This is a genomic window from Mesorhizobium sp. SP-1A (assembly GCF_032460275.1).
Lineage (GTDB): Bacteria > Pseudomonadota > Alphaproteobacteria > Rhizobiales > Rhizobiaceae > Mesorhizobium.
The window spans coordinates 633557-655415 of the sequence record NZ_JAVXZD010000002.1; the positions used below are offsets into that span (position 1 = coordinate 633557).

At 52.2% G+C, this 21859-nt stretch carries 28 protein-coding genes; 24 read left to right on the forward strand and 4 right to left on the reverse strand.

Features of this window, described 5'->3' with window-relative positions; all coding sequences use genetic code 11:
- The first annotated feature begins 36 nt into the window (after nucleotides 1-36).
- The 10 genes from QU595_RS12025 to QU595_RS12070 all read left to right on the forward strand — a co-directional run bounded on the left by QU595_RS12025 (nucleotide 37) and on the right by QU595_RS12070 (nucleotide 9318).
- Nucleotides 37-765, forward strand: a complete 729-nt coding sequence (locus tag QU595_RS12025; RefSeq protein WP_315922203.1) for a hypothetical protein — start codon at nucleotides 37-39, stop codon at nucleotides 763-765.
- Between the two features lie 173 nt (nucleotides 766-938).
- Nucleotides 939-2924, forward strand: a complete 1986-nt coding sequence (locus QU595_RS12030) for a hypothetical protein (protein ID WP_315922205.1) — start codon at nucleotides 939-941, stop codon at nucleotides 2922-2924.
- Nucleotides 2914-3771, forward strand: a complete 858-nt coding sequence (locus QU595_RS12035; RefSeq protein WP_315922207.1) for a hypothetical protein — start codon at nucleotides 2914-2916, stop codon at nucleotides 3769-3771. Before QU595_RS12030 ends, QU595_RS12035 begins: the two co-directional genes overlap by 11 nt.
- Nucleotides 3771-4526, forward strand: coding sequence for a DUF6339 family protein (locus QU595_RS12040; protein ID WP_315922209.1), 756 nt, complete (start codon nucleotides 3771-3773; stop codon nucleotides 4524-4526). The genes QU595_RS12035 and QU595_RS12040 overlap by 1 nt, the downstream gene beginning before the upstream one ends.
- A gap of 147 nt (nucleotides 4527-4673) precedes the next feature.
- Nucleotides 4674-5375 (forward strand): hypothetical protein, encoded by a 702-nt coding sequence (locus tag QU595_RS12045; RefSeq protein ID WP_315922211.1) that lies wholly within the window; start codon nucleotides 4674-4676, stop codon nucleotides 5373-5375.
- 99 nt (nucleotides 5376-5474) lie between these two features.
- The gene (locus tag QU595_RS12050) at nucleotides 5475-6344 is read left to right on the forward strand and encodes a hypothetical protein (protein ID WP_315922213.1); all 870 of its coding nucleotides are present in this window, start codon (nucleotides 5475-5477) and stop codon (nucleotides 6342-6344) included.
- Nucleotides 6341-7225, forward strand: coding sequence for a hypothetical protein (locus QU595_RS12055; RefSeq protein ID WP_315922215.1), 885 nt, complete (start codon nucleotides 6341-6343; stop codon nucleotides 7223-7225). The genes QU595_RS12050 and QU595_RS12055 overlap by 4 nt, the downstream gene beginning before the upstream one ends.
- Nucleotides 7226-7301: 76 nt before the next feature.
- The gene (locus tag QU595_RS12060) at nucleotides 7302-8741 is read left to right on the forward strand and encodes an ATP-binding protein (RefSeq protein ID WP_315922217.1); all 1440 of its coding nucleotides are present in this window, start codon (nucleotides 7302-7304) and stop codon (nucleotides 8739-8741) included.
- Between the two features lie 3 nt (nucleotides 8742-8744).
- Nucleotides 8745-8999 carry a hypothetical protein gene (locus QU595_RS12065; protein ID WP_315922219.1) on the forward strand — a complete coding sequence of 85 codons (255 nt, stop codon included), beginning with the start codon at nucleotides 8745-8747 and terminating at the stop codon, nucleotides 8997-8999.
- Nucleotides 9000-9114: 115 nt separating this feature from the next.
- A complete protein-coding gene (locus tag QU595_RS12070; protein ID WP_315922221.1) occupies nucleotides 9115-9318 on the forward strand; it encodes a hypothetical protein in 204 nt (67 codons plus the stop codon).
- 9 nt (nucleotides 9319-9327) lie between these two features.
- On the opposite strand, the gene QU595_RS12075 is transcribed toward QU595_RS12070, so the two are convergent.
- Complete coding sequence (locus QU595_RS12075; RefSeq protein WP_315922223.1) at nucleotides 9328-9840, reverse strand: hypothetical protein; 513 nt, start codon at nucleotides 9838-9840, stop codon at nucleotides 9328-9330.
- A gap of 192 nt (nucleotides 9841-10032) precedes the next feature.
- Here QU595_RS12075 and QU595_RS12080 point away from each other — a divergent pair, with 192 nt between their 5' ends.
- The 5 genes from QU595_RS12080 to QU595_RS12100 all read left to right on the forward strand — a co-directional run bounded on the left by QU595_RS12080 (nucleotide 10033) and on the right by QU595_RS12100 (nucleotide 13087).
- Nucleotides 10033-10353: a hypothetical protein gene (locus QU595_RS12080; RefSeq protein WP_315922225.1), complete on the forward strand. Its 321-nt coding sequence runs from the start codon at nucleotides 10033-10035 to the stop codon at nucleotides 10351-10353.
- 214 nt (nucleotides 10354-10567) lie between these two features.
- On the forward strand, nucleotides 10568-10831 hold the full coding sequence (locus tag QU595_RS12085) for a helix-turn-helix transcriptional regulator (protein ID WP_315922227.1): 264 nt from the start codon (nucleotides 10568-10570) through the stop codon (nucleotides 10829-10831).
- Nucleotides 10831-12099, forward strand: a complete 1269-nt coding sequence (locus QU595_RS12090) for a type II toxin-antitoxin system HipA family toxin (RefSeq protein WP_315922230.1) — start codon at nucleotides 10831-10833, stop codon at nucleotides 12097-12099. Before QU595_RS12085 ends, QU595_RS12090 begins: the two co-directional genes overlap by 1 nt.
- A 21-nt stretch (nucleotides 12100-12120) precedes the next feature.
- Complete coding sequence (locus QU595_RS12095; RefSeq protein ID WP_315922231.1) at nucleotides 12121-12450, forward strand: hypothetical protein; 330 nt, start codon at nucleotides 12121-12123, stop codon at nucleotides 12448-12450.
- 136 nt (nucleotides 12451-12586) lie between these two features.
- The gene (locus QU595_RS12100; protein ID WP_315922233.1) at nucleotides 12587-13087 is read left to right on the forward strand and encodes a hypothetical protein; all 501 of its coding nucleotides are present in this window, start codon (nucleotides 12587-12589) and stop codon (nucleotides 13085-13087) included.
- Nucleotides 13088-13146: 59 nt separating this feature from the next.
- Here QU595_RS12100 and QU595_RS12105 read toward each other — a convergent pair whose 3' ends face one another.
- The gene (locus tag QU595_RS12105) at nucleotides 13147-13557 is read right to left on the reverse strand and encodes a hypothetical protein (RefSeq protein ID WP_315922235.1); all 411 of its coding nucleotides are present in this window, start codon (nucleotides 13555-13557) and stop codon (nucleotides 13147-13149) included.
- Nucleotides 13558-13778: 221 nt separating this feature from the next.
- Between QU595_RS12105 and QU595_RS12110 the strand changes: the two genes are divergently transcribed.
- The 3 genes from QU595_RS12110 to QU595_RS12120 are packed head-to-tail and all read left to right on the forward strand — an operon-like array spanning nucleotide 13779 to nucleotide 15944.
- Nucleotides 13779-15203 carry a type II and III secretion system protein family protein gene (locus QU595_RS12110; protein WP_410000506.1) on the forward strand — a complete coding sequence of 475 codons (1425 nt, stop codon included), beginning with the start codon at nucleotides 13779-13781 and terminating at the stop codon, nucleotides 15201-15203.
- Nucleotides 15203-15448, forward strand: coding sequence for a hypothetical protein (locus QU595_RS12115; protein ID WP_315922240.1), 246 nt, complete (start codon nucleotides 15203-15205; stop codon nucleotides 15446-15448). Before QU595_RS12110 ends, QU595_RS12115 begins: the two co-directional genes overlap by 1 nt.
- Nucleotides 15449-15464: 16 nt before the next feature.
- Complete coding sequence (locus QU595_RS12120) at nucleotides 15465-15944, forward strand: tetratricopeptide repeat protein (protein ID WP_315922242.1); 480 nt, start codon at nucleotides 15465-15467, stop codon at nucleotides 15942-15944.
- A 3-nt stretch (nucleotides 15945-15947) separates the two neighbouring features.
- Here the strand turns inward: QU595_RS12120 and QU595_RS12125 are convergent, their stop codons facing one another.
- Nucleotides 15948-17225 (reverse strand): TadE/TadG family type IV pilus assembly protein, encoded by a 1278-nt coding sequence (locus QU595_RS12125; protein ID WP_315922244.1) that lies wholly within the window; start codon nucleotides 17223-17225, stop codon nucleotides 15948-15950.
- Nucleotides 17226-17459: 234 nt separating this feature from the next.
- Between QU595_RS12125 and QU595_RS12130 the strand changes: the two genes are divergently transcribed.
- From QU595_RS12130 to QU595_RS12150, 5 genes are read left to right on the forward strand one after another with little or no spacing between them, the layout of a single operon-like run.
- The gene (locus tag QU595_RS12130) at nucleotides 17460-17960 is read left to right on the forward strand and encodes a prepilin peptidase (protein WP_315922246.1); all 501 of its coding nucleotides are present in this window, start codon (nucleotides 17460-17462) and stop codon (nucleotides 17958-17960) included.
- A 35-nt stretch (nucleotides 17961-17995) separates the two neighbouring features.
- Nucleotides 17996-18769 (forward strand): Flp pilus assembly protein CpaB, encoded by a 774-nt coding sequence (gene cpaB / locus QU595_RS12135; protein ID WP_315922248.1) that lies wholly within the window; start codon nucleotides 17996-17998, stop codon nucleotides 18767-18769.
- Nucleotides 18770-18771: 2 nt separating this feature from the next.
- Entirely contained in the window at nucleotides 18772-20028 is a 1257-nt protein-coding gene (locus QU595_RS12140) for an AAA family ATPase (RefSeq protein WP_315922250.1), read from the forward strand.
- Nucleotides 20028-20480 carry a TadE/TadG family type IV pilus assembly protein gene (locus QU595_RS12145; protein ID WP_315922252.1) on the forward strand — a complete coding sequence of 151 codons (453 nt, stop codon included), beginning with the start codon at nucleotides 20028-20030 and terminating at the stop codon, nucleotides 20478-20480. Before QU595_RS12140 ends, QU595_RS12145 begins: the two co-directional genes overlap by 1 nt.
- The gene (locus tag QU595_RS12150; RefSeq protein ID WP_315922254.1) at nucleotides 20477-20878 is read left to right on the forward strand and encodes a pilus assembly protein; all 402 of its coding nucleotides are present in this window, start codon (nucleotides 20477-20479) and stop codon (nucleotides 20876-20878) included. Before QU595_RS12145 ends, QU595_RS12150 begins: the two co-directional genes overlap by 4 nt.
- Here the strand turns inward: QU595_RS12150 and QU595_RS12155 are convergent.
- Nucleotides 20872-21387: a pilus assembly protein N-terminal domain-containing protein gene (locus QU595_RS12155; RefSeq protein ID WP_315922256.1), complete on the reverse strand. Its 516-nt coding sequence runs from the start codon at nucleotides 21385-21387 to the stop codon at nucleotides 20872-20874. The two genes, QU595_RS12150 and QU595_RS12155, sit on opposite strands and share 7 nt — an antisense overlap.
- A 230-nt stretch (nucleotides 21388-21617) precedes the next feature.
- Here QU595_RS12155 and QU595_RS12160 point away from each other — a divergent pair, with 230 nt between their 5' ends.
- Nucleotides 21618-21791 (forward strand): Flp family type IVb pilin, encoded by a 174-nt coding sequence (locus QU595_RS12160; RefSeq protein WP_315922258.1) that lies wholly within the window; start codon nucleotides 21618-21620, stop codon nucleotides 21789-21791.
- Nucleotides 21792-21859: the final 68 nt, after the last annotated feature.

Sequence of the window (21859 nt, forward strand, 5' to 3'; positions counted from 1 at the left end):
CTTCGATTTATTTATGTCCATATTAAAGGAGTCATCATGTCAAACGATGATAGGGCAAATATGAGCGGCAAGGTTCTGGTGGAATTCGACTTAGGCGATCTGATGATGGTCGCTGACGCAATGAGGATTGGCACGACCACAACGAAAATGTGTAGCTCGAACCCTGCTCACTATGAGCGAATGAAGCAGATCACTGAGCAGCTATGCTCGTTCCTGCCAATTCCGAAATACAGTCGCGCCGAAGGCTACGTCTGGTATGACACGATCAAGGCTATCCAGAACTGCTCGCATTACGACGTCTTTGTTGAGACAGAGCGGAGCTACGGCAATCAGGAGGCACACAAGCTCATCGTCGAGGCAGACCACAAACGCTTTCGTGTCAGTGATGACAGGATCAAGGGCGAAGTCGCTCTGGCCGCCGTCGAACCATTGCTGGATATCTTGGATCAGCAAGCGCCTGCAGACGCTGTTCGTCTTGCGCTGATGACTGCCGACGTGCACCTGGAACCACAGGAACGGCACTACGACTTCGAAAAGGAACGGAAGTTCCTGCAGGCTGAAATCAACAAGCTTGGTGCGGTCGAGGGTTTTCATGCCCGCGTTCGTTCGTCCAAGACGAATTACGGCTATCGTTTCGATAATAAGACGGTTTTCACTCTCGCAGTCGCAGTTCCGAAACATCAGCACGATCTCGTTCATGAGAAATTCGCTGAGACTATCGCAAAGCTGGAGCAGGAATTCGGTTCTTCAAGCCCGAAAATGTAAGCTCCAAATCGTTCATTTTGGCTTCTTCCAGGTCGAGGTGTAATGCCTCGGCCTTATTTTTTGCATTAAATGAGGTTTTTCAATTACATTTTCTATTTTTTAAGCAAATAATGTTGACAATCATCTTAATTTTGAATAATTCTTCACCATCAAATTCAGAAAGGCCTCTATTTATGAGCAAAACTCCCGCTGTTTTATGCAAAAACAAGTGGCTTTGCGCCACGGAACTCTCTGGCGGTACGAAGGGCTTTAACCACCCAGGCATTATGGGTTTTCAGGGAAAAGCATTTCTAGCCTTCATCCGTGAAATGCTTCAGAACGCCCTCGACGCTAACCGTGGCGATGGCTTCATTCGCGTTATTATCAAACACCTCGAAATCTTGCGCAGTGCTATCCCTGATATCGACGGCCTGGTCGACATTATCACGCGCTGTAAAGACGGCGAGAAGGACAAGAAGGTCCTGGCTTCGCTCGACAAGGCTATTGCTGATTTGTCGAAGGATAAGATTCACGTTCTCCAGCTTGCTGATTACAACACAAAGGGCCTTATGGGTTCCGTCAATGACGTGAATTCCACTGCTCACGCGTTGCTCAAGGCTGACGGTGTTACCAATAAGGCGGACATCGGCGCTACAGGTTCGTTCGGCATCGGTAAATTCGCTCAGTACACCCTGTCCAATGCTCGCGCCACCATTGTGACATCCGTGTCTTGCGAAGACGACGGAACCTATCGCCCGCTCGTTCAGGGCAAGGCAATTCTGAAGTCGCACAAGCGTTATGACGAAGCTCTAGGCCGCGACGTCATTTACAAGGACGAATCCTTCTTTGGCCCTGACGACGGCAATTTTGACGCCGCATACGAATATGGCGATCTACCAGATTGGCTCCGTCGTGGAGACGGTTCGCTTGGTCCTGACACCCAAGGCACGACCATCAGCGTTCTGGCATTCAATTATCAGGAGAACTGGAAGGAGCTGATGATCGGTCTAACCCTCCAGAATTTCTTCGCCGCGATCCTCTACAACAAGCTTGAACTGGAGATCGGTGATGTTGTGATCAACAAGGACACTATCCAGTCCCTGTTCACTGATCTGGACGTTGTCAATGCCGTTCGCGACTTCGGCCGATACGACGAATTCGAAATGAGCTACTTCTACTACAAGGCATTGACTTCGGAAAATTCGATCAAGGAAGTCGTCAACATCCCTGAACTCGGGGATGTCGAATTGACCATCCTCGTTGATCGCAGTCTGCCGCGTCAGGTTGTTTTCAATCGAAACGGCATGAAGATCACCGATCAGATGGCTGGTCTCAAGCGCTTCCGTATGGTGAAGCCGTTCGCCTGTGTGGTTGAGCCACTTGACAAGGAAGCGCGTGAAACTCTGCGTCAGATGGAGCCGCCTGCTCATGATGATTTCTTGCCTGGACACGCTTCCGATGAAGCGGTTGGCCGTCGCATCCTGAAGGCGCTCGAAACCACGGTGAAGCAGTTCATTGACACTCATGCAGGCTTCAAGGCTTCGCAGGAAAGCAATGTGACCGAGCTTAGCGACCTTCTCGCTGACACCACCGACGATCAGAACGGCGACCGTGGCGAATACAACATCCATGGCGCAGTGAAGATCAGCGATGAAACCAAGACAATCGGTTTCGGCGGCCGCAAGTACGGCAGTGTGTCTGTAGGCACGCTGAACAATGACGGCGAGACCGAGACGGTTTCTGGCGGCAAGGTAACTTTCGAGGGGCCAGAAAACCCTCCAGGTCCGATTACTGACCGTCCAGGGCTTGATCCGACATCAGGCAATGGCTTCAATGTCAGCTCGCCAGCATCTCTTGACCTCGGTGGCGATCAGTCAGTCGAAGGCACCAGTGAAGGCAAAAAGGGCGTCCGCATGCATGTGAAGCATCGTGGTGTCCTTAAGGGCAAGCGCCAGTTCAAGCTGGAAACTCTGGTGAAGGAGCCAGTGAAGCTTGAAATCGCCTTCCAGCGGAATGGCCTTTCCGAGTCCGACGATCTGGTAGTCGTTTCCAGCTCGGTCGGTGAGGTGGTCAACGGCAAAGTTCATGTCGAACTCGATCAGAACAATAGTCGAATTGAAGTCACGTTTGACCGTGATTTTCGTGGTGGTTCAGTGGGGATTGTAGCTCATGCGATTTAAGAAAGACTCTATGTACTCTCATCCTGTTCTTGAACAGGGCGCAGAAATGCCTTCGTATCGCGACGGCACCATCTCATTCAGCGTAAAGCCTCAGTACGGGCGCGACGCTGATGGCACAGAAGTTGTGTTCTGCACATTCAATTATGCGGTGACGGAGCCGACCCTTTCTGCTCTCATCGAACAGGGGAAGGCACGTCTAGGCGTGTCCATCCACTGTCGTGAAGTGATGTCCATGGAAGCCGTCTTCATCGAAGACAACAACCATGTTCACGTCATTCCGGCAGGCGATGTCACGGGCAAGACCGAGTTCACCCTCTTCGTGGTCGCCAACGAAGACATTGATGGATTTACCAGCAATAACTTCGTCGAATTTTTCGAAGGCGAATACGACGTTCAGGAAGGCGCAATTCTGGCCTTCTCGCTGCCGATCACCTTCTACATGGAGCGTGAATCCTTCAAGGCCGCGACATCGATTGTGAACCTGCTTGTCGATCCCGAAGCAACGGGTCGTCGATACGACTTTGACCTTCGTCAGGGTACTATCGACATTCTTCTGGACAAGGACTCGCATGACGCCGTTCAGAAGGCGCGTGATCTCAAGGATCCGCATATTCAGGCCTTGCTCGTCAACGGTCTATACGAAAAGGGCCTCGTCGCCGCAGTCGCCGAACTGAAGAAAGACCCGGAAATCGAGCTGCCATGGGCACGTGTGATTTCGAACATGATTGCAGCTTCCAATGAGATCGTTCTCAACGATGAAGCTCATATCGTGGCGCAGCACCTTCTAAAGAACCCGATGGGTGACTTCGGTAAGGCATTGCTCAACGTGGAAGGAGATTACCTATAATGCGCATTTATATGATCAGCACCGAAGGCCTCGAAGTCCTGAAGGAAAACATCGCCGTGAACCTCCCGCTCTATCGAGGCGAAGGCACATTCAAAGATTTAAAGCTGGTTCGACGTTCGTATGTCGATATCGAAGGCAATTTCGACGGTCTCGACAACACTGGCGGCGCTAAATCCGACGCCAAGAATGCCAAGATCATCTTCGATGCACTGAAGGGCGTTTCGCCTGAACTGGCTCGTCGTGAAGAACTCTGGGCATCGCTTACCCACGGCGATCTGTTCGAATATTCCCGCACTCGCTGGAAAGTAGCAGCAGAGGACGACCAGAAGGCCGTCAACTACGTGAAGAGCCACTTCTTTGCAGACGCCCACCGTCTCATTGAATCTCGTAACGCTGTTTCCCGCCTCTTCTGGGGTGGTCGACTTGCCAGCCGCGTAAAGAACCATTCGATGGAAGAAGTCCTGGACACCCTGTTCAGCCTCTCCGACTTCCGTCTGAACTTCGTCGAACGCCCAAGCATCATTCAGTCGCCAACGCTCTTTTCCGCTGTGATTGGTCAAATGATTGCATCCAAGAATGGCGACGAAATTCTCGTTAGCCGTGACCCGAACCGTGACTTCCTGAAAGAGGTAAATCATTTGTTCGGCAATCTCGCGATTGAATGCCTATCGCAGCAGAAGGTCGACAGCCTCGTTGCCGGGGTCGCGGATGAAGTCCGGGAACGTTATTACGCAGCCCCCGCTATGGCGAGCTAATCGGTCGATCATAAATCCAATAATTAAAAGCCCGAGGTGGGATTTTCGACCTCGGGCTTTTCGCATGCAACACCCGAATTTCTGGTTCCTTGCAGACGCTCGGCGGCATCCTGCGTCTAGCCAGAGAGATCGAAAGTGGAGAGAAGATTGTCTCAAATCGAACTGACGGAAGCCCAACAGTGCCTCGTAGACGCCGGAAAGGTGCTCATGATCGGCAAGCACTCGGAAGAGATTCCTGAGAGCGAGAGGAACATGATCTGGCGCGGTTTTGCTGGAAACTTCGGAAACAAGGGCCTCGCTTGCACGATGCTCCGTGATGACGGCATTGTCCTCATCATCACCGAAGGCGACGTAAGCCGAGAAGTGCTCCGTCACGAGTTCATTCATGCTGCTCAATGCCATGCATCACCTGAAACCATGAAATCAGCTCTAGATGCGGCCATCCAAGTCGGTCAGCTGCTTGTAAGCGCGATCCGCGCAAAGCTGACGGCTAATCCAGAATGTGAGAAGGGCCACCGCGACCTCGCAATGGCGGAGCAACAGTGGAAAATGCAGGCTGATGGAAGCGCGACTGTAGCGGCATTCCCAGTCTTCCAGTTTTATCAAGATCTGTATCCGACCAACGAGACCGCAGAACTTGCCTCCGAGATCCTTGGCTTCGACTACCCAAGAGGCGCATACGCCGCCATGACAGCCTGCCTTGCGGCCGAATGCGGTTACGAGATCGATCCGATGTCTGATCTGGCACGAGAGCTTGTCGCCTATACGTTCGAGCACCTGGAGCACGAGATCATCGACGAACTGATGGCCGAGGCTGGCCAATCGCCGGATACCCAACTCCGTATGTAACGCCTTTCGAAACGGAAGGTAGATATCCGCGCCAATATTTCGCTTGTCGATTTCAGCAATGAATTCAGAAAATGGAATTCATTCAAGGAGCTGATACCAATGAGCCTTTCGCAAAGCCGCCGCGCAACCGCAGAGAAAATCTATTCCGAGTTCGATTTTATTTATCTGGTCGAAGATGCTGATCCGTGGACCTATGACGAAGGCGGAAATGTCATTGAGCGAACCGTTTTTCTCGATCCGGATAGTGCCGACGCAGAGGACTCTCTCAAATCCAATTTCGTAATTCGTTTTGAAGAAGGTTCCAACATCCCAACCGACGTCGTATGCAATCTCAATGGAGAAATCATCGGTGATCTAAGCGGAAATTTTGAAGATTACGTCGTGAATGCGCCTTTCACTCCAGAAAGAGGCCAGAGCTGGTTCCACGGCACGAGTGCGGAATTCGATAAATTCGATGCCAGATTTATCGGTCAGGGTCTCGATGAATTGGGTAGCGGCTTCTATTTCACCAACGAGGAGGAAACTGCTCATAACTACGCACTCATGCGCGGTGTGGATGAAGGTTTCCTGATTAAGGCCGAAATAGAAATCAAAAAACCACTCGAAATGGACTCCTATTTCTCAAACGACGACATTAGGAAAATTCTGAAGGCATCGCCAAACCTTGACGACGTTCTTTGGAATTTTGGCGACCTGAGCAGCAAGTCGCAGGACTCGGTACTCGACATCGCCGTGAGGTCGTATGCGAACATGAATGGCAGCCCAGACGCTATTGCTCTATTGAACACCATGAACAACGACTTTTTCGACGGTGAGGAAGCCGCTTTCTTGGCAAAGGTGACTGAAGTGACGGGCTATGACGGCCTATATCGAGAGAAGGGCGGCCAGGTTCATGCTGTCGTGTGGAACCCTGAGCAGATCAAGATTACCGAAGTCCGCCAGGTCTTCAAAGAAGCGCCGAAGCCATGATGAAGATCGACGGAAAATTCCGGAGCGTCGACGACGCCGAGAAGGCCTTCAAGGTGATCGAAGACGAATTCATTGCGCCATACAGCAAATATCTGCGACTGAGCGGGTCTGACGGCGTCCGGCAGCATTGGCAGGACGACAAGCTGGAATTTTTTGCGTTCCCCACAAAGTATGGAGCCAGCCAGGGGAAACGAGACGTTTCCGCATCTCAGCATGAAATGGGCCACTTCATCACCGTTCCCGAAGAACGCTGCATCCGTACGGCCTTTGGCTTCGGAGGTGGCGTGCCTGTCCTGTCGCACTTGAATCCATATGACCCGAGAAACAGGATGATGCTGGGCAACGTATCAGCGACGGTGGAAGCCAAGGCCATGGCTTGGGAAGTAATCCTGACCCGAGATTTGCACGGCATCGATCTCGACTACAACGACATAGCGTCTTCCCTGATCTACACTGAAGATTTCATGAATTACAAAGGCTCTGATAACAAAGAAAAGCTCCAGTGGGCCGCTGAGAAGATCATCAAATATGTCGATGAATTCGGCACCGTCGACGATTTTAGAAAGCTATGGCACGCACGCTGCGAAAAGCTACCCGAACTGTTCCGACGTGAAGAGATCAGGGCGAAACTCTATGAAGAGCAGCCTATTTCGCGTGAAGAGATTCCACATGTGAATGAAGGCTGGCACGCCATCATCGAAGAGCGGACAAAAGAGGACGTTCATATGTTCTCGGTGGCACTCAAAAGAGACGACCCAGAGGACTGGGAAGAGCTGGAAGGCATCTTCGAGGACTTCGATACCTATGAACAGGCACATCGATGGGTGATGAGAGTTCGAGAGGCCCACGGATACGAGCCACCAACCAGCTTCTCGATGTAGCATGGCTTGAAAGTAGCCACTTGCAATCTCTGAGGCATTAAGGTAATCGCGATTACTGTAATCTGGATTACCCTAAATGCCGATTCTCAGACCATTCGTCGGAAGAACCCGAGAGCTTGAACAGCTTCACGCCGAGCTGAAGGTGCAGAAGCCTTCATTGGTCATTGCATATGGCCGTCGTCGGATCGGCAAATCCCGTCTCCTGATTGAAGCCATCGCGGATACCCCGTCAATCTACTTTCAGGCGACACGCGTCACGTCCGCTCTCAATCTCTCTGCTTTCAAGGCTGAGATCGGCAATGCATTGGGGAACGATCCTATTCTGGATGGACTGTCCTCATGGGATAGTGTCCTGCATTATCTCAGCGAGAAGGCGGCAGATCAGCACCCTCGCCTCGGCGTCATCATTGATGAGTTCCCGTACATCGTCGATGAAGACCCCGCCCTGCCCTCAATCGTCCAGAAATTCTGGGACAGCGGCTCTCCATCGAAAGGTAATTTGAAACTCATCCTCTGCGGTTCGGCCATCGCACAGATGGAAGAACTAATGGCGGGCAAAAACCCGCTCTACGGCCGCAAGACGATGAGCATCGACCTCAAGCAGCTTCCGTTGAAGGACGCCATCCAATTCTTCCCCTCGTATTCACCGCAAGAAGCCCTGGAGGCATACGCGATCTTTGGCGGCGTCCCACACTATCTTCAGCTCTGCGATCCTGATCTCTCGTTGAGAGAAAACATCATCCGGCTCTTGTTGACCGAGACAGGTCCGCTGATTGATGACCCCATGGCGACGCTGACCAGCGAGTTACGCGACACCAGCACCTATTCCAGCATACTGGCGGCAATTGCCGATGGCTGCACAACGCACAAGGACATCACTGGTCGCCTGAATATGGAGGGCGCGAGCCTCTCTCCCTATTACGCCAAGCTGGACACTCTCGACCTCATTGAAAGGAATCGTTCTCTCGATGCAGAACCGAAGTCGCGGAACCAGCGCTTTTCGATTTCAGACCCGTTGATGATCTTCTGGCATCGCTATGTGCGCACGAACCTGTCTGCGATCAGCAATGGGCACGGAAATGAAGTCTATTCCAGCATCATAGTACCCGACTTCGCTTCCTATATGGGAGCGGCGTTTGAACGAATCGCCCGCCATTTTATGATGCGAAGCGCCAGTTCATTGCTTGGCGTTCCTGCCAGCGAAGTTGGCGCGATCTGGGGGCATGCAGACTTCGACATCGATGTCGCCGGACGCGCGCTAGACAATCGTTTCTTCTATGGCGAATGCAAATGGCTCAACGCGCCCATGGACATCGGCATGCTCAACCGATTGATCGAGAACTCGGAAAGGACCGCCTACGGCAAGGGCAAGTCCGACAAGATTTATATCCTCTTCAGTAGATCGGGCTTTAAAGACGATCTACTGGAAAGAGTAAATGCTGATGAACGAATACACACGCTTACACCAGAAGCGATGATCGCTTGGATGCTCGAAGACAACCCACATAAGGAGTAGTGAATGCCAAGAGGACGTCCCCGCAAAACCCAAACCGATGGTGATATGGAAGCTACGGAAAAGGCTAAGCCACGATCCATTACCGTCGAACCAGAACTTTTTGAAGTCATCAGTTCCACCGCTGACACACTGGCCGACGAACTCGGATTCCGTCCGACCCTCTCGCAAGCTCTCAGCTATTTGATTAAGAAGGCAAACGTCGTCCCGCCAAAGCCAGCGGCAGAACCTGCATCTGATGGCCAAAGGACAACGGAATAGCCAGGTTAGATCAGGCCATTGGCCAATCTTGACCGACCTGATGACAAGCTCAACCTCAAAACACACCGACCCCCTACTCATGCGGGGTCGGTACGACGGCATTCTACGAAGATAAATGATCACGTCGAAGACTGCCGACCGCCTGTTAAACAGGGCGCATGAACTTAACGCGATTTCCGAAGCTGACTATGAAGCGGGGTTCAAACAGGAGGCTGGGGAGTTGGCAAAACTCGCTGGTGAACTCGCCGTGGTATCGTCCCGCATGCGAGATAAACTGGATAGCTATGCAAAATCGGCGCTTGGTGGCGACAACAGCTAAGGCTGGTCATCACTGAAGAATTAGGTGTTCGCCAGCGCCCCAAAGGCCTGCGGAGGCCAGCGCGTAGACCAGCGCTCCCATGAACAAAAACTCGCGCCCTGAAGCGAAGAACCTGTCGACACGAACGAAATTCGAAGGTGAAAAACCTATTGTGATCATCCGGTAGGTGAACCACACCATCAGGCTAGTGACCATGAGCGCAGCCATTAAATCCCTCGGAAAAACACAAAAGAAGACAGCTACCGAAAAGCCATCTCGAACCCAACGAAATAGCTCGAAAATTGGAGCCGGGTATAAGCCAAGTTTCAAGACAATGCCTTTACGGCCTTCCATCATGAACGAGTAGCGGGAAATCTCTTTCGATTGACTGTAATTCGGCCAGCGACTGGCGATAAAATTCCCAAGAAACCCCTGCCAAAGGATGCCAGTCACAGTGGGATAGAAAACCCAGATTAAAATATTCAATGTCGAATAGATTGCCGCGACATAAATAGCTGTGGTGAATATTTCAGAGCTGTCCATTCATTGGCCTTTTGGAATTAAGGAATTAAATTGTAGCATTCTCATCAGACGGCAATCAACGACTGAACTCGAATATGTTGACAGATTAAATTATGGGATTTAATCCTGAAAATAAGTTCGCGGCCGATTGGAAGCGCCGTCATATGAAAGCACGCCATGCTGAGCAAAGCCGCACTCCGGTGCCTCGGAGAGATGATCGAGGCCGAAACCGATGAACGATATGAGGATGCGGAGCTTGTTTGCGACGGCAACAGTTGCTGGCTTGGAATTCGACGGGTTCAAAAAAAGACCGTCAACGAGCTGTTGAGCGTGTTGGCGCTCAAGGATTCAAACGATGGCTCCACGGTCCAAAGATACGTCATCAATGGTGTCGGGCGGGCACTTCATGCCGATCCAAATCTCGCCCTCGATGTAGTGGAAGCCCTGAAGCAGGGAGGCAGCTTCACCATTGTGGACGGGAAAGTGCAGACTTTAGGAGTTCTTCTCACAGGGGCCGACAACTCAAGCGATTGAGCCGCGAGCAGAAGGGCCACGGCGGAGCGTGACGGCAACCGGAGGACGACACTGCTGGCACGATGAAACCTTCTATTACCGAACGGTAATATACTCCCCTCAAGGGTGGTTTTACAACCGAACGGTAATAATCCGCCTTTCCCATTGACGTTATAACTGATCGGTAATAAATTGTGGTTCGACTTCTTCGTGAGGTCAAACGAACCGAGGCGTTATGGAACCGATTGAGACATTAGATGACATCAGAAAGCTGGTCAGATCAGAACGCAAGAAGCGTGGTCTGACGCAAGCTCATGCTGCAGGCCTCACTGGCTTCACCCAGAAATGGTTGTCTCAGTTTGAGTCTGGCGAGGTCAATCCTCCTGCGGACATGGTCTTCAAACTCGTGAACACGCTAGGGATCAAGCTTTTCTACCAAACGCTTGCCTCTCCAGAACCATCAAAGAGCCAAGGCGATGATGAGGAGCTGTCTCTCTGATGGCCGCATCTGTCAGACTATACGGCTTACCAGTTGGCACCTTGGACGTCGCCAACGATGGTCGCCTATCGTTTCAATATGACGACGACTACAGCCTTAGCCATCCGCTTTCGCTCGCAATGCCTTTCTCCAAGGACAGGTATGAGCATGATGCCGCTGGTCCATTTTTCGACGGGCTTCTCCCAGACAACATCAATGTAAGGAAAAAGCTCGCTGCCCACTTTCAGCTCGACGTAAGCGACGACTACGGACTGCTTTACGAGCTTGGTGCCGATTGCCCTGGCGCTATCACAATCCATCCGCTCGCAGCCGAGGTCATCCCTGAGAACAGGGTAACGCCTGAATTCATTATCATGTCGGAAGCGGAGCTTGCTCAACACATCCGCGAATTGCCGCAGAAGCCGCTCTTCGTAGACGTCGATGGAGAAATTCGGCTCTCGCTCGCAGGCGTACACAATAAGGCGGCACTCGTCCTAGTCAAAAATCAGCTTGCACTCCCAAAAGGGAGGACTCCGACGACCCATATCGTCAAGGTCGACATCGATGGTCTGCCAGACTCTGTGAAAGTGGAGCACTTCTGCCTTCAAATCGCCGCTGAATTGGGCATCGATGCAGTCAGGTCAGACGTCAAACAGGCCGAGGATGTCACTTTCCTGCTCATCAACCGTTATGATCGCGCCATCGGGGATGTTGACGGTACTCGCTACGTCCGACGCCTGCACCAGGAAGACTTCTGTCAGGCCCTTGGGCGTTTTCCTCGCGAGAAATACGAAAAGGAAGGCGGCCCAGGTTGGAAAGAGTGCTTTGGTTTGATGCGCAGGACAGCAGATCCGATCACTTCGATCACGGAGCTACTGAGACGCGCGATCTTCCAGTTTCTGATCGGCAATCCTGATGCGCATGCCAAAAATTACTCTCTGGTCTACAAAGCTGACGGCACCCATCTGAGCAAGCTCTATGACGTTAACAATGCCGCCGCCTTTCGCGAACACTACAAGGAACAGCGTCCGCGCCTGGCAATGTTCGTCGGCGGCGAAAGAGACCCAACTCTCCTAACCGCCGAGAATTGGACGAGGTTTGCGAAAGAGGTAGGCGTTACATCCGATATCGTTCACTCAGAAATCAAAGAGATGGCCCATCGGATTGGTGAGACCGTGCATTCTGTTCGTGAGAGGTTCAAAGGAACGGTCGCTGATACAAGACTGTGCGATCTCGTCGTCGACGACCTGACGCTGAGAAGCCGTCAGGTCATGAGCTGGTATTCATGACCTTCAACGAGAAGGCTTGGTATGATTTCGAAAGCAGCCCTCTATTGTCTGAAGATAATGGTTCAGGCCGAAGAGAGGGGGAAACGGGATGAAGCCGAACTCGTTTGCGAGGGAGATGTCGCACGGCTTGGCCTGCGCCGCGTGTCTCCCCCTGCCATCAAAGAACTGCTCCAACATCTCGCAATCGTAAAGTCCTATGAAGGGGGTCAGGTGCAACGTTACGCCATCAACGGCGTTGGTCGCGCAATCAATGATAACCCCAAGCTATCCGAAGACGTCGCTGCCGCGATCAAACAGGGTGAAGGCTTTATGTTCGAAGGTGGAAAGGTGACCCGCGTCAGGAAGCGATGAATGACACGCCTCCACAAAGCAGAATTGGGCAGAACGACAATTGAAAACCCTGTCATTAAATGGCAAGTTAATTAAATCGCTCGAAATTTTTCGCAACGATAGGTTTTCAACAGGAGATTTCTTTTGAATTTCCATAATGGCTATTTTTCGCACCAATAAACTATTGCAAAATGGATGGCGACTAAATAAAAAATGGCCGCGCAGTGCGCATATCCATGAGGTGAAGATGTTCAACCATTTTAGCGAGATTCCGCAGGAGCACGCCGACACGTTGAAGACCTACTACTTCGACAAGTGGAAAGGCCAGATTGACGCTCCTGAAGCCGATCAGGCTGCCGAATTTGTTCGCTCAGGTTTCATCTATTTGCAACGGATGTTCTGGCAGGCTCGCTATGACAAGATGAGCACGGCCGAAAAGGACATGTTCGATTATTTCTCTCGCGAGATTTTGGAGCCGGAAGCTGGGTATAAAGGCATCCAGTATCGTGAGAACCTGATCGGCGACGTCGATCACGACCTTTACGCAGCACGTATGTTTGATCGCCTCTGGAAAATTTACGCTGAAGACGCGACTAACGGATTGCCGCCCAAAAAGAAGCCAACTATGGTCTCCAGAGTTCTGGACCTCTTCCGCTAGATTTGATGCTCGCTGACGCCATAGGCTTCTAGAAACGGATGCCAGCGAGCAGGAATGCCTCACATGCGAGGCGCTGATGCCAAATCGGCGTGATCCAGGACTTCCTGCCACTTTCTCACGTCGAGGTCGTGGCCAGCGCGGTTCTTGGAGATGGCGCTTTCGATTTTCTCGACGATGTCCTGCTTTTCAAGGTTGGTGAAATAATCCCAATGTTCCTTGATCTCGTCAGCCACCGTGTGCGGCACTGTCGTCGAACGGCCCAGCGCATAATCGAGAGCTGCAATTAGCTTTAGATTGTCTTCGTCCTTCTGAGCAATCTTGTGGCCATGTTCAAAATCGATCTGATTAAGAAAATCGCCTCTCATATTATCGTTGGCAAGAACCAGCTTTAACAATCCAGCCTGTTCAGGCGTCAGATTTCTCGCAAGCGCACGTGATGCGGCCATTTCGATAACGGATTTGTTGTTCATATGTAATTCCCGAAATTAAATCACTGGTTGAACGGCTGATTTGTCTTCGCTTCCAATTGTATGTGACATTTTTGAAACTCACCAGAGCGTTGTCCAGAATTAACGCAACGTCACGCGAGGTTCGAGCTTGACGTACATGTCCCTACGCAATAGGTGAAGCGCGGGGTGAGGACGGACCAGCAATGGCCGTCCCATATTATATGGAAAAAATGATGCGGAGCATGCTTTCCCGCGTCAGGTTCTTGTCGCCCCGACTTTACCTGATCATCGCCCTTCTCGCTTGTGCCTTCTCAGTCAACACGATCTCGTCTGACGCTTTGGCGCAGAACGCTGACCACGTGCGTGGACAGAAGCTCATCACTGTCGTTAAAGGCAAGACGCGTACCGTCAAAACCGACAACGGGATCAACGAAATTATCGTCGGTGATCCGCAGATCGCGACCGTGACTCCTCTCTCGAACAAGACCTTCTATGTGCGAGGGGAAAAGGTCGGAACGACGACCATCGCCATGTTCGATGACGCCATGAACATGGTCGGCAATATGGACGTCGAGGTTACCGTCGACTCCGGCCAGATTTCCTCTGCCATCCGCGAAGGCGTGAGCGGTTCCAAAATCCGCGTCCGAGCCGCAAACAACGGTGTCATGCTGTCAGGCGAGGCCTTCGATGCGCAATCGGCCGAGAAGGCTCGTCAAATCGCCGAGCAGTACACTGGCCCAGACACCGTCATCAATTCGATCAAACTTGCAGGGTCTCAGCAGGTCCAGCTGAACGTTCGATTCGTCGAGATAAATCGGCTCGCAACCAAGGAACTCGGCACTCGATTGAGCGCCACCTACCGAGCTGGTTCGGGAGGCATAAGCTTCAATTCGACACCACAACTAACAAGCATCGGATCGGCAGGCAGCATCCTCGGCACGCTGGTCGACGGCGGCGTGTCTGTCGATGCGGCGATCAGGACGCTGGAGAACAAAGGAGTGGCGCGCAGATTGGCCGAGCCTAACCTGATCGCCCGCTCTGGTGAGACCGCCAATTTCCTCGCAGGTGGCGAGTTCCCGATTCCGGTCTCCGAGGATGAAGGCAAGATTACCGTATCCTACAAGAAGTTCGGTGTTGGCCTCAGCTTCACGCCGATGGTCATGCAGGATGGCGTCATCTCCCTCGACATCGAACCAGAGGTGTCGGCCATCGATTCCACCGCCTCATACAGGATCGGAGATATTGCCGTTCCAGGCTTCACAGTCCGGCGCGCTAAAACGTCCATCGACCTCAAAAGCGGACAAAGCTTCATGGTCGCGGGGCTTCTGCAGAACGAAAACAATATGACCACCGAGCAGGTGCCAGGACTCGGAAAACTCCCTGTCCTCGGGCCGCTTTTCACGTCGAAGTCCTACCAGCGCAAGGAAACAGAGCTGGTGATCATCGTGACTCCCCATCTGGTCAAACCGATAGATCCGACGAAGAAGGTGGCCACGCCCATGGACAATGTGGCCGCCGCGAATGAAACCGAATACTTCCTCGGCAACAGTCTAGAGGTCAATGCGCGGCCCAAGGCGACTGCCACTCAGGCTTATGCCGCGTCGCCCTCCACAGTGAGAGCGTCCTCGTACAAGCCCACCAGCGGGCACTATCTGGATTTGAACTGATGACCAAGCAATTTGCCGCCGTCATCGCCTTGAGCGCCTTTTGCCTCGCTGGCTGTGAAACCACTCAGGACCCGTTCCGCTTCAACGGTGTAACCCATGGAAACGGCGACTCAGTCGCCGCAAATTCTGCAATGCAAATCGTCGATCCTTGGCCACGCGGCTCGGCAGAAACAAGGCTTATCGTACCTGCTGAGAGAGCGAAGACGGAACAGAGAGCCGCCGTGCCGTCGACAACTTCCGAGTAGGACTGGAGGGAATGTATTGACTAATCGATTCCCAAAATGCCTGACGGGTAGTGTGCTGCTTCTGTCGCTCGCGGTCGCTGGCTGTCAAACGGCATCGGACGCAAACCATTCACAAGTCGCTCCTTCTTCACTGATGGCCGGAGGCGTTGACCCCAGCGTCTCGGATCTGGAGAAGGGCAAACATCAGTTTGCAGACGGCAACTACGGACTTGCTGAAAGGCACTTCAGGCAAACAGTCGAGGCCAATCCACAGAGCGCTGAAGGCTGGCTCGGCCTGGCGGCGTCCTACGACCGATTGCGGCGTTTCGATCTGGCCGACCGAGCCTATGAGCAGGTAGTGAGGCTAGAAGGCCGCAGGCCCAAAGTGCTCAACAACATGGGATACTCACAGTACCTTCGTGGCGATCATACTGCTGCGCGCAGATTGTATCTCGAAGCCCAGAAAAGCTCGCCTGACGATCCTGTCATTAGGGCCAATCTCGCACTGCTGAACTAACACTCATTCGACCAGCGCTACGGTCTGCCCCGCCATCAGCGAGCGGCTACCGTTGGCGCAGTTGGCGTTCGCCCAAGTGCTCCCAGTGAACTGGATCGTGCTGGCTACGATTTGAAGGCAGTGCGAGTTCCTGCCCCCTGAGAACGTCAATGATGACGTTGGTAGGTAGATCACCCCAGACAACACAGAGCCGTTCATCAGCGATATCCTATGAGCGACTTCGTTGTCGTTGCGATTGTTCGAAAACAGTACGCCACGATGAGGACCTGACGTCGGCGCGCTCAGGATGACAATCGCGGCGGAAATATTGACCGCTCCCCCTCTTCGGATAAAGAACGAGACCTCTTCGCCCGTGACCGTAGCGCCAGGCGCGATCCGAAAATTGCCCCCATCGATCACATAGATGCCTGGAGCAAAGTTGTATCTCCCTTTGATTTCCACATCGGCGCAGAAGCGCATGACGGGTGTTCCATCTATCACTATCCGACCTGTTGACCTCTCCGCCTCCCCGTTCTGTTTTGACGATGGAGGGTTCGAACAAGGAAGATTGGTGGAGTCGATCTCGTCGAAATTCCTGTACGGATCTGAAACTGGTGCGGCAGCAGTCAGATTTGCTCCACATGCAGTGAAACCCAGCACATTGATCATGTAGAAGCCTCCAGACGTCTGGACGCATTTTGCAAAGAGCCTTCCTGAGTACAGGACGGAGCTTATGCTCGAATTCGACGATGAGTTTGAGGCGGCTCCGCACCCTTCGAGCGTGACATCGACCAGAGGAGCAACCTGAAACGCATTTCGACCGTCTCCAGACAGAGCCAATACACAGAGTGGGGTTCCGCCTTTGATGGTGACGACAGCCCTCGTGGAGATTTCCACAGGTGTCTTGCTAAAAATTGCAGAAAAGAGGCGCTCATAGCGTTCAGTCAAAACGACCTCCGCGTGTTCTCGGCTACCTCGGTAATCCCCTGTCAGGGGCGGAATGTTTACCTGCAATTCACCTAAGTCGGGGTGGAAACCACTGCTAACAGCAATTCTGGTTGCCGCTTGCCTGAGATCGGCCAGTTGGTCTCCTTGCCTCATCCTGACGCCAACGGAATGGGCGGAAACGTCCGCTGCATTCTGTAGGGTGTTCTTGATCATGAACCAGTAGCCAGTTTCAGCTCCAAGCGCCAAACCCCCAATGATTACAGGCATCATGATTGCGAATATGACCGCAGTTGCACCCTGTTCGCTCGTTAACAAACGCTGTATGAGGGCTGAAAGATTGATTCGTGGCCGCATTGAGATTACTGGCTGGAACTATTGGGCCAGCCTGATTATCGGAAGCATTCCCACAAGGCCATTGTCCCTTTTGGGATAGAGATTTCATTAATAATTATCCCATTTGGGCTATGCGACATTCTGGACTATCCCGTTTGTCCGAATAGCAACGCGGCATCACGCAAGGTATACCCGCACCTGCGAATTTGACCAAAGAGTCAAAAGCAAAAACAGCTCAAACTACCGCGTGTAACTATGCTCCCCAGTATAGCGGCTCATGCAGCCATAATTGTTTTCGTGTCGGTCAATGTAGCAGTCGCAATCACTGACCTGACGTGCATGAAAATCGGCAACGGGTTTATTCTCGTATTGCTGGTTTCCTATCTAGTTTGTGCGCCTCTCGCGGGCCTGTCGTTCGATGCGATGGCTGCCAGCGGGTTGATAGCTTTGTGCACGCTTGTCGTCGCATCCATCCTCTTTGGATTTGGGTGGATCGGCGGCGGCGATGCAAAGCTTGTGGCTGTCACGAGCCTTTGGATGGGCAACTACGCAACACACGAATATCTCGTCACGGCGGCGATTATCGGGCTTGGCCTGACAATCGCGGTTATGATTGCTCGTAGCTACCACACGTGGCTCGCCCCTCATTGGCCACTGAGTGCCAAGATACTGAAGAAGGGCGAAGGCGTGCCGTACGGTGCCGCCTTGGCCATCAGTGCTCTGATGACAATCTCCAACACATTTTGGGTCCCGTAGGTCTGAAACGCCCCAACTGACAGACAGGCCCCAAAATGGTTCGAGCTATCATCCTAGCAGTTGCCCTCGTGTCGGGCGGCGCGGCCTCCTATCTTTCGATGGGCCACACCCACTCGCACAAAGTCACGGACATTCAGGATTACGTTCCAGTGGACGAAATCCTTGTGGCCGCAAATGAAATAGATTTCGGAAAGGAATTGGAACACTCAGATTTCCAGTGGCAGCGCTGGCCGTCTGATGCAATCGGACCAGGTCTGATAACAAAAAAGGAAGCTCCTGAGGCAGTCGAGGAATTTGCTGGCACGACGTCGCGGGCGAAATTCGCAGCGGGTGAACCTGTCCGCAAGGAAAAGCTCGTTGGACAGAGTTCCGGCCTTCTCAGTGCATCCTTGCCGCAAGGCAAACGTGCCATCGCTGTGAAAATCTCCGCAGGCAATGCCTCTGGCGGATTTATCGTGCCGAATGATCGTGTGGATGTCATTCACACCGGATTTCGCACTCTACGTGATCAAAGAGAGGGTTCGGTCAGTCGAACGGTACTATCGAACATTCGTGTTCTGGCCATCGACGGAGAAGGTGGAGACAAGCCTGCTGCTGCTGCTGGTAGAACTGCGACACTCGAACTTGACCCGACACAGGTGGAAATTATTTCCGCCGCCGAGGCATCCGGCCTCATATCACTGTCTCTGCGGCCGTTCTCCGACGACACTGAGATACGCACACCTACGTTGGTGAAAAGCAATACAGTTCAAATGATCAAATCCGGAAGGATGGAAATCGTCCGCACAAAGACGGAGATTGGAGACTAGAAGTGACCTCCCCGCAGCCACAAGCGACTCAAGCCTTTGGCCAAAACGTCCAATACCTGCCCCGTATTTCTATCGATACCTTTTTGGTGTCTGAAAATGCGAACGAAGCGATGCATGTCGTTGCAGATGATCGACGCTTGTCGAAGACAAAGGTTGCTTTTCAGGGGAACGGCGTCAGCAAAGCGGCCGAGCACTATGCCACTAATAAAACCCCAAATCTGATCATTCTTGAAGCCGACGTCGAACGAGAGGCGATGTTTGGCCATCTAAATCGGCTGGCCTCCCAGTGCCCGCAAAATACAAACGTCATCGTCATTGGCCCGTTCAATGACATCTCGACTTATCGCACCCTCATGGAACAGGGAGTGGACGACTACCTGGTCTCCCCTGTGTCAGACAAAGAACTGCTTTCTTCGATTTCCAAAATTTACTCTGAAAAGAAGAAGCAGAAGCTGGGCCGTATCAGTGCCTTTTATGGCACGCGAGGCGGATCAGGGTCCTCCACAATAGCGCATAATGTGGCGTCTATCCTTTCGCAGGATTCCACCAGCAATATCATGCTGATTGACGTCGATTACCCATTTGGAACGGCGGCAATCAACCTAAACATCGACAACGACCACGGCGCTGAAGAGATGTTGTCGAACCAGAACAACATAGATGAAGGCTTCCTTGACCGGATATCTATCCGTTATAGCAAGAACCTCCGTGTCATCGGTGCTGGTGCCAGTTTCGACCAAGTGTTTTCAGTCGGGAAACAGTTCGTAACCGACATAGTCGACGCCATCCATGCCAGTGCTTGTCATGCGATCATTGATCTACCAACGACCTGGTCTGAACGCGAAGCCCAGTTCCTAAAGGCGGCTGACGACATCATCCTCACCGCTACGCCTGATCTCAGCTCGATGAAAAACACCAAGCAATTGGTTGAACATTGTGTCCGCACCCGACCTAATGACCCCCTGCCCTTGCTTGTTTTAAATCAAGTGGGCATGCCGAAGCGGCCTGAAATCAACCGACAAGATTTTGCTGCCGCCGTCAGACTGAACCCTTCCGTGACAGTTGGTTTCGACGCAAATATTTTTGGAAAAGCCGCCAATAATGGGAGAACCATTTACGAAACTGCGCCTAAAAGTGCGACATCAAAAGCCATGGCGGATATTGCAAATCTGCTGACCCGACACCGTTCCGATTCCATGTCGACAAAGGCACCAAGACCTTTGTCTTTATGGGGCCGACTGATCAAGCGCATACAGTGATGCAATTCCTCAAGAGCCTCCTTCGAGACAATTCCGGCTCAGCTGCGGTAGAATTCGCAATCATTGCACCCATCGTGGCGACAGCCTTGGTGGGAATGGTCGATGTTGGTCAGTTATTTTACGAGCGCGCTGACGTAAATAGTGCGTTGCGTATGGCAGCTCAGACGGCGATGAGCGATCCCGGCACGAAGAAAATAACTGACGTCCTAAACACATTCAAGGCGCGAAAGCAGTTTTCGGGTAGCCTGAATTTTGAGTACAAAGCTATCCGTTATTGCGCCTGCCCAGACGAAAGTGAAGCGGGCCAAATGTCCAAAATCAGTTGTGAACTCAGCTGCCCGATGTCTGTCGCGCCCAGCATTTTCTACCGGATAACCGGCGGGACTAAATTCAATGGCATCTTGATCCCGGAATATAAAATAACGAACGCAATCGAAGTTCAAATTGAATGATCAGAAGGCTTGTCGATTCCACGAATGGTACGACAGCAATTGAGTTTGCGCTGATTCTGCCTGCGATCTTGATGCTTGTGTTTGGCACTTTTGAGACTGGCCGCGCTTTTTACACGTATCACAGCCTTCAGGCCGTCGCAGATGAGCTTGCCCGATACCTGTTCATCTCCTACGGAGAGCAAGACATCAACAGAGCGCAACTCCTGAGAGATACTGAAACCTGGCTCAGAATTCACTACCGCTACGGAGACCCTGCTCAGATAAAGGTCTCGGGTTCTGTCGGGAAACAAGACAACATCAAATACCGCGAGATCGTTCTGCGGCAGCCGATCACTCTGACCATCCCGATGATTGACGTCAGCTTCAACATCGAGGCCAGCAGGCAACTTCCTTACTGATTCAGCATCGGGTGATTCACCAGCGGAGCTGGTCCTTTTCCCTCTATCTCCGAAAACTTGCTTCGGGAATCGATCTGCGATTTAGCCGCATCGAAGTGTTCTGGTGAGTCGCCAATAGACAAGACAGGCCTGCAGTCCACCCCGCACTGGTAGGTTTGAATCTTTGCCCCTTGATGGACAGTCGTCAACTTGCGGCGCGATGACACCACCTCAACCAGATACTCGATGGTGTGATCTCCATTGACCAAGAAGAGATTGGTGACGCCTGCGGCCTTCCCTGTCAGCACCATCATTTCTGGATTGGCCAGATTGGCATCGAGAACCCCGGAATTTCCTATAATAACGGTCGATACAGGTTGGTCGAGTTTTACAATCTCTGCGAAATCAACCGTAACAGTGAGATCGATGGCATTGGGATTGCTATATCGCGCGCCGTCAGCGGCGGCTGAAGCGGATGCTCCAAATGCAAGGGATGCTGCCCCCACCGTCACGGCGAGGATTGGCTTCATAAATGCCCGCATGGGTCGACAAGTCCATATTTCCTTAATGAAGACCTACACAGTTTTAGAGCTATCTCCAACTATCCCTTTCGGAATAGTCCATCGGGAGTGCATTTTTCCAGAGAGGGTACGGCCATCTGTCTGAATAGATTTTGGTGAAAAAAGTCCTCATATGTTCGCCACCAACACCGGATGCACACCGCATCCTCAAGCTGGCCATAAAATGAAGGAAACCCCAAATGGCAACGTTCATCACCAAACTCATCAAAGATGAGCGCGGCGCAACCGCAATCGAATATGGATTGATTGCGGGCCTGATCGCTGTGGTGATTATCACATCTGTTGGCCTGATCGGTAACGACCTTCGCGACGTATTTCAGAACATCGCCAATACCCTGCCTGCGCCCAACTAACTGGCCTCTTCTATAGCATCCACCTTGCACTAGAGCGGATTAACGTCCGCTCACCCTTTTTTGTTTCA